The 11,404-nt window shown below is 72.2% G+C and carries 10 protein-coding genes; 6 read left to right on the plus strand and 4 right to left on the minus strand.

The window, feature by feature from the left end; all coding sequences use genetic code 11:
- Positions 1 to 70: 70 nt before the first annotated feature.
- A complete protein-coding gene (locus tag ACWD3E_RS41220) occupies positions 71 to 2,767 on the plus strand; it encodes a GNAT family N-acetyltransferase (protein WP_451392595.1) in 2,697 nt (898 codons plus the stop codon).
- A 14-nt stretch (positions 2,768 to 2,781) separates the two neighbouring features.
- Here ACWD3E_RS41220 and ACWD3E_RS41225 read toward each other — a convergent pair whose 3' ends face one another.
- Positions 2,782 to 3,642: an NAD(P)H-binding protein gene (locus ACWD3E_RS41225; RefSeq protein WP_451392596.1), complete on the minus strand. Its 861-nt coding sequence runs from the start codon at positions 3,640 to 3,642 to the stop codon at positions 2,782 to 2,784.
- A gap of 182 nt (positions 3,643 to 3,824) precedes the next feature.
- On the opposite strand from ACWD3E_RS41225, the gene ACWD3E_RS41230 reads away from it, so the two are divergent.
- Positions 3,825 to 4,712 (plus strand): LysR family transcriptional regulator, encoded by an 888-nt coding sequence (locus ACWD3E_RS41230; protein ID WP_451392597.1) that lies wholly within the window; start codon positions 3,825 to 3,827, stop codon positions 4,710 to 4,712.
- A 95-nt stretch (positions 4,713 to 4,807) separates the two neighbouring features.
- Here ACWD3E_RS41230 and ACWD3E_RS41235 read toward each other — a convergent pair whose 3' ends face one another.
- Together ACWD3E_RS41235 and ACWD3E_RS41240 are read right to left on the minus strand one after the other, a co-directional pair.
- Positions 4,808 to 5,272: a TIGR03118 family protein gene (locus ACWD3E_RS41235; RefSeq protein WP_451392598.1), complete on the minus strand. Its 465-nt coding sequence runs from the start codon at positions 5,270 to 5,272 to the stop codon at positions 4,808 to 4,810.
- A 167-nt stretch (positions 5,273 to 5,439) separates the two neighbouring features.
- Complete coding sequence (locus tag ACWD3E_RS41240) at positions 5,440 to 7,233, minus strand: LPXTG cell wall anchor domain-containing protein (protein ID WP_451392599.1); 1,794 nt, start codon at positions 7,231 to 7,233, stop codon at positions 5,440 to 5,442.
- Positions 7,234 to 7,479: 246 nt separating this feature from the next.
- Here ACWD3E_RS41240 and ACWD3E_RS41245 point away from each other — a divergent pair, with 246 nt between their 5' ends.
- The 3 genes from ACWD3E_RS41245 (at position 7,480) to ACWD3E_RS41255 (ending at position 9,199) form a co-directional block, all read left to right on the plus strand.
- Positions 7,480 to 7,743, plus strand: a complete 264-nt coding sequence (locus tag ACWD3E_RS41245) for a hypothetical protein (RefSeq protein ID WP_451392600.1) — start codon at positions 7,480 to 7,482, stop codon at positions 7,741 to 7,743.
- A 143-nt stretch (positions 7,744 to 7,886) separates the two neighbouring features.
- Positions 7,887 to 8,417, plus strand: a complete 531-nt coding sequence (locus ACWD3E_RS41250) for a SigE family RNA polymerase sigma factor (RefSeq protein ID WP_451392601.1) — start codon at positions 7,887 to 7,889, stop codon at positions 8,415 to 8,417.
- Positions 8,414 to 9,199: a hypothetical protein gene (locus ACWD3E_RS41255; RefSeq protein WP_451392602.1), complete on the plus strand. Its 786-nt coding sequence runs from the start codon at positions 8,414 to 8,416 to the stop codon at positions 9,197 to 9,199. The genes ACWD3E_RS41250 and ACWD3E_RS41255 overlap by 4 nt, the downstream gene beginning before the upstream one ends.
- Here ACWD3E_RS41255 and ACWD3E_RS41260 read toward each other — a convergent pair.
- The gene (locus ACWD3E_RS41260) at positions 9,130 to 9,426 is read right to left on the minus strand and encodes a hypothetical protein (RefSeq protein ID WP_451392603.1); all 297 of its coding nucleotides are present in this window, start codon (positions 9,424 to 9,426) and stop codon (positions 9,130 to 9,132) included. The two genes, ACWD3E_RS41255 and ACWD3E_RS41260, sit on opposite strands and share 70 nt — an antisense overlap.
- Positions 9,427 to 9,473: 47 nt before the next feature.
- Here ACWD3E_RS41260 and ACWD3E_RS41265 point away from each other — a divergent pair.
- The coding region (locus ACWD3E_RS41265; RefSeq protein ID WP_451392604.1) for a non-reducing end alpha-L-arabinofuranosidase family hydrolase at positions 9,474 to 11,404 on the plus strand (1,931 nt) is incomplete at its 3' end.

Genomic DNA, 11,404 nt, shown 5'->3' on the forward strand with positions numbered 1-11,404 from the left:
CTCGAAAGGTTGTACTACGATTCCCTCCCATCGACTTAGGTAAGGCTAACCTAAAAATGAAGGGCTTTGGGTGACCACCGAGACCTACCGCGACGCCTGGGGCATCCCCCATCTGCGCGCGTCCAGCGCCCGCGAACTGGCCTACGCCCAGGGCCGCGTGACCGCAGTGGACCGCGCCTGGCAACTGGAGACGGAGCGGCACCGCTGCCAGGGCACCACGGCGTCCTTCCTCGGCGCCTCCGCCCTCTCCTGGGACGTCTTCGCCCGCCGCGCCCGCCTCGCCGACACCGCGCGGCGCTGCTTCGCCGCCCTGGAGAGCCGGGACCCCGAGACGGCCGCGTGGGTGCGGGCGTACGTCGACGGGGTCAACGCGGGCCTGCCCGAAGGCGCTCGCCGCGCCCCGGAGTTCAGCCGTACGAGCCTGTCCTGCGGCCGTTGGGAACCCTGGACCCCGCTGGGCGTCTGGCTCGGCACGCACATCCTGTTCGCGGGCTTCCCGGCCAAGCTGTGGCGCGAGGAGGCGATACGGCACCTGGGCCCCGAGGCGGTCGGCCTGTTCGCCACCGACGGCCCCGGCACGGCGGGCAGCAACGGCTGGCTGGTCTCCGGCGCCCGCACGGACACCGGCCACGCCCTCCTCGCCGGCGACCCGCACCGCTTCATCGAGGACCCCGGCGTCTACCAGCAGATCCGCCTCGCCTGCCCCGAGTTCGACGTCATCGGCCTCGCCGTCCCCGGCGTCCCGGGCATCGCCCACTTCGGCCACACCGGCGCGGTCGCCTGGTCCGTCACCAACGCCATGGCCGACTACCAGGACCTCTACCGCGAGCGTCTTCGCCGCACCGGCGCGGGCGTGGAGGCCCTGGGCCCGGACGGAGCCTGGCACCGCGCCACCCGCCACACGGAGACCGTGGAGGTCGCGGGCGAACCTCCCCTGGAACTGGAGCTGATCGAAACGGCCCGGGGGCCGGTGATCGTGGGGGGTCCGGAGGGCCTGGAGGGAGTCGAACCGCAAGCCGCCGACGTCGAGGGCGCCCCGCAGGAGCCACTCGCCCTCGCCCTGCGCCACCCACCGCGCGTCACCGACGACCTCGGCTTCAGCGCCCTCCTCCCGCTCCTGCGCGCCCGCACCGTCGCCGACGTCGACCGGGCCTTCGACACCTGGGCCGAGCCGGTCAACGTCGTGCAGGCCGCCGACGCCGAGGGCGGTCTTCTGCACCGCGTCGCAGGCCGTGTCCCCGTGCGGGCGGCGGCGAACCGCCTCCGGCCGGTCCCCGCCTGGCAGCCCGGTCACGAGTGGCAGGGCTGGCACGAAACGCCGTACGGCACCGTCACCGACGGCGTCGCCGTGATGGCCAACCAGCGCGGCCCCGCCACCCCCCTGGGCGTCGAGTTCGCCCCACCGCACCGCGCCGACCGCATCCGCGCCCTCCTCGACGAGCGCCGCACCTGGTCCGCCGCCGCCCTGCCCGCGATCCACACCGACACCCACCTCGCCTCGGCGGCTCCCCTCCTCGACCACCTCGCCGCCCTGGGCGGCCTCACCTCCGAGGCGGCCCGCCTGCGCGAGCGCCTGCTGGCCTGGGACCGCCGCATGGACGCCGACAGCACCGGCGCGGCGGCCTACGCGGCCGTGCGCACCGCCGTCGTACGACATCTCGCCGCGCACCCGGCCTTCGCCGCCCTCACCGCACCCCCCGCCTACCCGGAGGTCCTCCAGCCCTGGCTGGCCCTCACCCCACGCATCGGCTACGCCCTCGAACACCTGCTGCGCGCGGAGGAGTTGTACGGCATCGACCGCCCCGCCGCGGTCCGCGCCGCGCTGGAGGAGGTGGCCGCCGCACCGCCCGCCGGTACCTGGTCCGACACCCACCGACTCGCCCCCTGGCGGGCGTTGCCGGGGGAGCCGTACGAGGAACCGGGCCTGGCCGGCGACCACGACTGCGTGCTGTGCACCTCGGCCGTCCCCGGCCTCACCGATCTCGCCGCGCGCGGCCCCGCCGCCCGCTACGTCTGGGACCTGTCCCGCCGCGAGAACAGCCGCTGGGTGGTGCCCTTCGGCGCGGACGGCGTACCCGGCGCCCCGCACCACGGCGACCAACTCCCCTTGTGGCTCAGGGGAGATCTGGCCCCGGTCGTCACGGATTGGACCCTGCTCACCCACGAACACACGGAGCAGCGGATCGACGGCTACGGCACCGTCCGCATCCGTCCCCTGGACCCGGCGGCCGACGCGCCCGTCGTCCATGCCTGGGTGAGCGAGGAACGCGCCGCGTTCTGGGGCATGAACGGCCTCACCGAGGCCCAAGTCGCCGAGATCTACGCCCACATGGCCACCCTCGACACCCACCACGCCCACCTGGTCACCAAGGACGGCGAACCGGCCGCCCTGCTCCAGACGTACGAGCCGGCGGCCGACCGGGTGAGCGAGTGCTATGAGGCCCGCCCCGGTGACATCGGCATCCATCTCCTCCTCGCCCCCGCCGGCCCGGACGGCCCCCGCCCCGGCTGGACGTCCGCGCTGATGACGGCGATCACCCGGTACGCCCTGCTGACCCTGGACCGCCGGCGCATCGTGATCGACCCGGACGTGCGCAACGCCAAGGCGATCGCCCTCTTCGAACGCCAGGGCTTCGAGCGCGGACCCGAGGCCGTCCTCCCCGAGATCGACCTCCCGGACGTGTACCTACCGCAAAAGCGGGCCCAACTGGCCTTCCTCACCAGGGAGAAGGCCTTCCCCGAGGCGGGTCGGGGGCAGCATGGGTGAACTCGTCGTCCGGCTCAGGGGCGGAACCCGGCCGCGAACTCCGTCGCGAACTCGGCGAAGGACCGCGCGGGCCGCCCGGTCAGCTTCTCCACGTCCGGGCTGACGGCCGCGGCCCGCCCGGCGGCGTAGAACCCGTACAGCTCGACCATCCCCTCCGCGCGCCAGGGGTCCCACCCGGCGCCCAGCATCCCGGCCAGGGCCGCCTCCGGCGCCGGCGAGGCGTACGTCACCTCGCGCCCGGCGGCGGTGCCGAGCCGCGCGGCGATCTCGGCGTGGGTGAGCGCGGCGGGGCCGGTCAGCGTGTACACCGAGCCCTCGTGCCCCTCGGTGGTCAGCACCTCGACGGCCGCGGCGGCGACGTCACGCGCGTCCACGTACGACACCGCGCCCGCGCCGCCCGGGACCGCGAGCGTGCCGGCCCGGACCGCGTCCGCGATGCCCAGGAAGTTCTGGAAGAACCCGTTCGGCGCCAGCACGGTCCAGGGCAGACCGCTGGCCTTCAGATGATCGAGGCCGGCGACGTGTGCGCCCACGAACCGCACACCGTCCGGCCGTTGCTCCAGCCCCGCGGCGCCGTGCAGGACGATGCGCGGGGACCGCCCGCCGCGCACCGCGGCGTCGATCACGTTGCGCTCATGGCCGTCCATCTCCGGATGCACCGCCACCAGCAGGTACACCGCGTCGGCGCCCGCCAGCGCGGCGTCCAGCGAGTCCGGGTCGGTGAAGTCGGCGACCACCCGCTCGACCCCCTCGTCCCAGCCCGCGGGCGGCGCCGTCTCGGCCCGGACCAGCGCCCGCACGGCCTCGCCCCGCTCACGCAGGCCGCGGACCACCTGGGAGCCCACGGTGCCGGTGGCGCCTGTAACGACGATCACGAAAGTCTCTCCCGTCGGTCGGACGAAGTCCCGTCGGCTGGACGATTTCAGCCCGGCAGAAGCCGATCAAGGCCGATTCGCCGCACGACCCATCTGCCACGCTCATCGATCGGCAAAGCCCGCCGGGGCGGCGGCGCGGGTCTGGTAGATCCGGGGGAGGCCGTGACCTGGGGGAGAGCACAGTGGACCTGACCGAGATCGAGACCTTCCTCGTCCTGTCCGAGGAACTGCACTTCGGCCGCACCGCGGAACGCCTGATGCTGTCCCAGTCCCGGGTCAGCCAGCTGATCCGCAATCTCGAACGGCGCATCGGCGCCCCGCTGTTCACCCGCACCAGCCGCCGGGTCGCGCTGACCCCGCTGGGGCAGCACACCCGGGGCACTCTCGGCACCGCCTACACCGGCCTCAGGAAGAGCTTCGAGGAGGCCGTCGCCATCGCCCAGGGCGTGGTCGGCACCCTGCGGGCCGGCTTCCTCGGCTGCCTCAACGGCCCTCCGCTGACCGACCTGGTCGCCGCCTTCGGCCGCCGCCACCCGGCCTGCGACATCACGGTGGTCGAGGTGCCGTGGAGCGATGTGTACGGGGCGCTGCGCACCGACGAGATCGACGTCCTGTTCACCCTGCTGCCGCTGGACGAACCGGACCTCAGGGTCGGCACCGTCCTGGTGTCACACCCCCGCGTGGTGGCCGTCGCGACCGACCACCCGCTGGCGCGTCGGGAGACCGTGGACGTGGAGGAACTGGCGGACTGGGTGGTCCTGGACAGCCCCGCGGAACGCCCCGAGGCGTTCCGGCACGCCGTCTGCCCCCCGTTCACCCCCCGCGGCAGGCCCCTGCGCCGGGAACCCGGCGGACGCACCTACCAGGAGGCGCTCCACAACGTCGCCTCCGGCCGCCTCGTCTGGGCGACCCACGAAGGCCTCTTCCGCCTCTACCGCCACCCCGGCGTCACCCACCGCCCCCTCACCGGCATGCCCCCCGCCAACGGCGCCCTGGTCTGGCGCACGGACACGGAAACGGCGAAGATCCGCGCCTTCACAGCCTTGGCCACGCAGCTGACGGCGTCTTGAACGCTGCGCCCTCCTGCTGCGCGGGCTGAGAGAGGGAGAGAGGGCCCGTCCGGCGGTTGTACCGCCCGGCGAGCCCTCCGAGGTGCGGTGACGGGTCACTTCGCGGCGCGCAGGGTGCCGAGCAGGCCGTGTTCCTCGTCCTCGATTCCCGCGGCGAACCAGACGCTGTCCTTGCCGCCGGACTGCTTGGTGCCACGCTGCAGACCCCACAGGCCGGGGATCACGATCGGCTGCCCGTTGCGGTCCTCCACCGTGCCCTCGAACCGGCCGGTCTTCAGGTCGAAGACGTTGATGCGGCCGTCTCCGAAATTGCCGACGAGCAGGTCACCGGAGAACTTCCCGAACCCCTTGGGCGCCGTTTCGAGGCCAGTGAGCGCTTGGGCGAGCTGCCAGAGCTGGCCGCCGCGGCTGGCCTTCACGAGCACAACGTCATCGGGGCGGAGGATGGAGCCGAGGTAGGAGGCAGCGGTGGCGTTGTCGCCCACCAGCGCAATCTCCGGAACCCCTGCTGCGCCTGCCGCAAGGGCGAGCTGCTTGGCGAGGTCCCCGCCGACTGCCACGACGAGATCGAGGCCGACTTCTGCCGCGAAGCGCCCGATCGTAGGAAGGTCACCGCCACGCGCAGTTTCCCGGTGCCGTCGGCACCGGCTCGGAGACCGACGGCCGGAGTGCACGCCGCGGGCCGGTGGCGGTGCTGCCGGGCCGTCAGCCGCCGGCGCGGCGGGGGTCACCTGCCGTGCGAAGCTCTGCCGCGGCGTACGCGGAGCACCAGCATGGAGCCGACGGCGAGCGCCAGCAGGCCACCGAGGGCGCTGTAGGTGACAGCGTTGCTCATCCCGGCGGAAGCCAGGCCGCCTGCCGGGTTGCTCCGGTCCGGCCGGCCGAGGGGTGCGCCGGCCGCCGTGGCCTGCGCTCGGGTGCCGATCGTGCCTGAGGCGGAGGCAACCGGGGCAGCGGCAGTGCGTGTGGCGGCGGTCGGTGTGGGGGCGGGAGACGGGGTGTCGGTGCGAGTGGTCGCGGACGAGGGCTTCAGCTGGAGAGTCGTGATCGAGTAGGGGGGCAGTGTCTGTGCGGCCGCCGTTCCCCGTGTCGCCGTGGTCAGAGCGGTGCTGCCCTTGGTGTACGAGACGGTCCTGACCGTTCCTGGGAAGGGGGTGTATCCGGCGTAGGAGAGCGACACCTGTGCCGCGTTCTGCGGGTTCTTGTTGATCAGCATGACGTTCAGGCCGCCGTTGCTGCTCCGCACCGCGTGCACGGCGACCGACTGCTTGCTGGAGGACGCCTTGACCATGGTGTCGCCGGGCTGCGCGAGTGCGGTCAGCGAGCGGATGCCCCAGTAGGTGGGGAAGGGGGTCTCAAGCGCCGGTTCGCACTTCCCGCCGACGCACCTTCCGCTGGAGAGCACGCCCTGGTCCAGGTAGTCGGTCTGGCCGTTGACGGTGGTGGGTGCTGTGCCCATGCCGTTGTGCAGGTCCCACCAGTCGACGCCGGCGGCGCCGTGTTCGAGCCAGCTCATGTACGTGTCCGACGCGAACAGGGCCGCGGCCTGGCTGGTGAGGGCCGGCGACATGGAGCTGTCGGTCTCGGTGACCGCGATCTTGACCGAGGCGGCGTGCGCACCCGCGTAGGTGTTGACCAGCGAGCGCACCGCGGAAGTGGCACCCGCGATCTTGGCGGGCGTGTTCAGCAGGTCGGCCGTGCCGGTGCCGCCCGGGTACCAGTGGATGATCACGAAGTCGATCGACTTGCCCGCGATGGAGAGCACGGTGTGGTTCCAGTCGGCGTTGTCGCCGGGAGCCTTCACCGCGTCCGGCCAGTAGCCGGGGGTGTTGAGCACCGCCCCGATCTTCACCGTCGGGTCCACGGCCTTCATCGCCTTCGCGTAGGCGAGCAGGTTGTTCGCGTACGCCCTCGGGCCTTTGTCGGCGTGGTTGTCGACCTCCCATTTGCTGCCGTAGTGCCCGTTGCCGGGGATCTCGTTGCCGATCTCCCAGTACTTCACGCCGTAGTGCTTGTCGACGTTGGCGTACTTGACCCAGTCGGCGGCCTCCTGGGGTGTGCCGGACCCGTAGTTCGCGGTGATGATCGGCTGGGCGCCGACCCTCTTCGCGGTGGCCATGAAGTGGTCGAAGCCGGTGCCGGGCGCGACCCAGCTGCCGTCGGTGAGGGTGTGGGTCTTCCAGTGGTAGGCGTCCGCGTACGAGCCGCCGGGGTAGCGCAGCTGCCGGACTCCGGCGGCCTTCATCAGCGATGACGCCGTGGCGTCGTTCATGTTCGGGTCGTAGACGGCGGTGTTGAGGCCGACAGCAGTGCTGGGCACCGTGCCCAGGGGGGTACCGGCATCCACCGTGATGTCGACGGCCGGCGCGGCGTGCGCGCTGAGCGCCAGGGCGCCCGCGCCGGCCCCGGCCAGCAGTGCCGCCCCCGCTCCCGCCACGATGCGGCGGCGTGTTCGGCCACGGCGGTGCGTACGGCCCCGGGGCATCGGCTGCTCGGAGGTTATCGGGTCGTCAGGTGACACGGGTGGCTCCCGATCGGAGTGCGTGGATACGGGGGGTGGCGTAGCGCAGCTGACTGCGCTCGCCGTGGTTGGTGCACCCCTGGGTGGCCGCTCGGGACGGAAAGGTTGCCGCCGTATCCGATGTTCTTCAGATCCCTTTCGTGCCGTGCACCGGTCGCCGGGAAATCGGCGTCGGGGCGGCAACCTTCTCGTCCCCTGCGGCAACTGGGAGCCGGAAGGCCGATTCGAACTACCGGATGGACGGGCATGAGGGCAACGAAGCACGCCGCGCCGCGACCGTGGCGCAGGCGCGGACTGGTCACGGGCATTCCCTTGGAGCTGCTGGCCGTCGGTGTGCCGGCGTGCCTGGCCCTGACCGTCCTCACCGCGAGCGGAACCGGTGCCGGGCGGGCAGTCGGCGCGTCCGCCGCAGGCGCGCGGGCGGCCGCCCCGTCCGATGCCGGGTCTGCGGCGGGCGGCGGTGCGGGTGCGACGGTGCAGCCGACCAGCGTCCAGCTCGCCCGGCATTGACCAGCCCGCCGGTCGGCCTTCACCGGCCCGCAACCGAGCACGACCGCTGTTCGAATCCCGGGCTGGGCACTGTTAGGCTGCCGCCTCGATTGTTAAACACGCAACCAACGTGCACATCATTGCCAGGAGAGGGCGACCGGGGGATGGTCCTCGATGACGCGTCCGCGGAGTTCCACGAATTCTTCGAACGCCACTATGCCGAACTCGCCCGTCTAGCACACCTGCTGACCGGCGAGACCGACGCGGCGGACGACCTCGCGGCGGATGCCCTGGTCGCCCTGTGGCAGCGCTGGGACCGGTTGCGGCAGGCCGACCACCCGCTCGCCTACGCCCGCGGTGTGGTGGCCAACCTGGCGCGCGGACGGATCCGCAGCGCGGTGCGCGAGCGACTCCGGATCACGCTGTTCTGGTCCCGCAGCCCCGAGAAGGTGGAGGGGCCGGACATGGCGGCCGTGCTGGACGTCCGCGCGGCTCTCGCCCGGCTGCCGTTCCGCAAGCGCGCCTGCGTGGTGCTGCGGCACGCCTTCGACCTGTCGGAGAAGGACACGGCGGTGGCGCTGGGCATATCGGTCGGTACGGTGAAGAGCCAGACCTCGAAGGGAATGGCCGAGCTGGAAAGGATTCTTGGCGCGCGAGCGGTCGGGGACCTGGTGGCAGGGAGGAGGAACCGGTGAACGAGGAGATCGCCCGTCGGCTGCGCGAGGCCGCCGAGGCCCACCGGCCCGACCGCGCGAGGATGCTGGCCCGGGTGCAACGCGGCATGGCCGGCCCCGCCGTCCGTCACCGCGCGCGGCCGTTCGCGAGGTCCGGGACCAGGGTCGCGCTCGCCGGGCTCGCCGCCACCGGCATCCTGGCGACCGGCGGCCTCGCCGTCGCCGCCATCGTCGCGCACTCGTCGCCGTCGGCCACCGTGACCACGCCTGCCACCCCGTCCCCGACCGTCAGCTCCGCGCACCCGACACCGGCCCGCCCCACCCCTGTCGCGCCGGCCCCGGCCACCACGCCGGGCAGCGCGCGCCCGACTCCGTCGGCCACCAGTCCATCGCCGACCGCCGGCGAGAGCCAGAACGGGCCGCTGTGGTCGGCCGGCTCGGTGGACCCGCACAGCACCGTCTACTGGGCGCAGAGCAACCTCGTCCTCAAGACGACCCAGCCGCTCACCTCGCTCACGATCGAGATGCGGATCGTGCAGACCGGCGGGGTGAAGAACACCGGCACCTGGCAGACCCTGCCGAGCGCTGACTTCACCGTCACCGCTCAGGAGGCCGGCGGCACGCTGGTCTACCGCTGGGTCCTCAAGCCGGGCCTGACCGTGCCGGCCGGGAGCCATGAGTTTGCCGCCCAGTTCAACCACGCCACCGGCGTGCGCGGTGCCGCGGGCGACGGCTACCGCGTCGACGCGCAGGGTTCGGGCGGCTCCGCGTCGGTCCGGGGAGGGTTCGTCCCGGCCCGGTGAAGGCCGCTGTGCGGCAAGGCGACGAGTCCCCTTGCCGCACAGTCCGGTGGGAACAAGTACCCGAACTGCTGGTACGGGGTCCAGTCGGCCGGGTCGGCGTTGGTCCCGTCGGCGTAGGTGGCCTCCACGGTGGCCGGCAGGTCGCCGTGGAGCTGGGTCGGGGATGGTGACGGCGGCCGTGAAAATTCTTCCCTCGATCGCGGCAACCTTTGTGTGCGTGGCGGCAACTGGCGGGTAACCGGGGCCGGATCAAGGCCCGCTGTGCCAGAAGGACATGCCCTTGTCAGATCAGAACCGCTCTCGTCGCCGCCGTCCGGCCACCCGCCGTGTGCTCGCCGCCGCCGTGGTCCTCGCCGCCGCGGGTGCCGCCGTACCGCTGGTCGCCCAGGCCGCCCACACGCCGAATGCCCGCACGCCGACCCTGGCCGGTGCAGCGGCCGGCAGCGGCCGTTACTTCGGTACGGCGGTGTCCTCGGGCAGGCTCGGGGACTCGACGTACTCCACGATTCTCGACCGGGAGTTCAACATGATCACCCCGGAGAACGAGATGAAGTGGGACACCACCGAACCGTCCCGCGGCACCTTCAACTTCGGCCCGGCCGACTCGATCGTCGGCCACGCCTCCGCGCACGGGCAGCGGATGCGCGGGCACACCCTGGTGTGGCACTCGCAACTGCCTGGCTGGGTGAAGTCCATCACCGACGCCAACACCCTGCGCAGTGTGATGGACAACCACATCACCACCGAGATGAGCCACTTCAAGGGCAAGATCTACGCCTGGGACGTGGTCAACGAGGCGTTCGCCGACGGCGGCAGCGGCCGGCACCGCAGCTCGGTGTTCCAGGACGTGCTGGGCAACGGCTTCATCGAGGAGGCGTTCCGCACCGCCCGGAACGCCGATCCCTCCGCCAAGCTCTGCTACAACGACTACAACATCGAGAACTGGACCGACGCCAAGACGCAGGGCGTCTACGCGATGGTCAAGGACTTCAAGTCCCGCGGTGTACCGATCGACTGCGTCGGCTTCCAGAGCCACTTCGGCGCAGGCGGCCCACCGGCCGGCTACCAGACCACTCTGTCCAAGTTCGCCGCGCTCGGCGTGGACGTCCAGATCACCGAACTCGACATCGCCCAGGCGTCGCCGACGGCGTACACCAACGCCGTCCAGGCGTGCATGAACGTCGCCCGCTGCACGGGCATCACGGTGTGGGGGATCAGGGACAGCGACTCGTGGCGCACCGGCGAGAACCCGCTGCTGTTCGACGCGAGCGGCAACAAGAAACCCGCCTACAGTGCGGCGCTCACCGCCCTGGGCAGCGCCGGCGGCGGCACGCCGGACGCAGGCGGCATCACCTCCGGCGCGGTCTACACGCTCTCCGACGTGGCCGCCGGACGCGTTCTCGACGAGCCCGCGGGATACAACGGCAACGGCACCCCGCTCCAGGTGTGGGACGCCAGCGGTGCCTCCAACCAGCAGTGGCGGGCCGGCCGTAACAGCGACGGCTCCTACACGCTGACCAACGTCGCCAGCGGCCGGGTACTGGACGAGCCGGGCAACCAGACGGGCAACGGGACGAGGATGCAGGTCTGGGACTCGGGCGGCGGCGCCAACCAACACTGGCGGGCCGGGCGTAACAGTGACGGCTCCTACACGCTGACCAACGTCGCCAGCGGCCGGGCGCTGGAGATCCCCGGCGGTCGGTCCGCCAACGGCGCTCCCGTCCAGATCTGGGACTCTAACGGCGGCGCCCATCAGCACTGGAACCTGAGGACTTCGGCGCCCGCGCCGACGGGCGGCACGTGTGCTCTTCCGTCGACGTACCGGTGGTCGTCGACGGGTGCGTTGGCGCAGCCGGCGAACGGGTGGGACGCGGTGAAGGACTTCACCGACGTGGTGTACAACGGCAAGCACCTGGTGTACGCGTCGAGCGTGTCGGGCTCGTCGTACGGCTCGATGATGTTCAGGCCCTTCACGAACTGGTCGGACATGGCGTCGGCCGGCCAGGCCGGGATGCGCCAGTCCGCGGTGGCGCCCACGCTGTTCTACTTCGCGCCCAAGAAGATCTGGGTGCTGGCGTCCCAGTGGGGCGCGTCGCCCTTCGTCTACCGTACGTCGAGCGACCCCACCGACCCCGACGGCTGGTCCGCGCCGCAGCCGCTGTTCACCGGCAGCATCCCCAAGACTGAATCCCCCACCGGCCCGAT

This window comes from Streptomyces sp. NPDC002676 (assembly GCF_053592455.1).

What these genes read in the sequence shown, in the direction of transcription:
- ACWD3E_RS41245 (WP_451392600.1), top strand. Translation starts at nt 7,480, where the DNA reads ATGAGGGCAACGAAGCACGCCGCGCCGCGACCGTGGCGCAGGCGCGGA.
- ACWD3E_RS41250 (WP_451392601.1), top strand. Translation starts at nt 7,887, where the DNA reads ATGGTCCTCGATGACGCGTCCGCGGAGTTCCACGAATTCTTCGAACGC.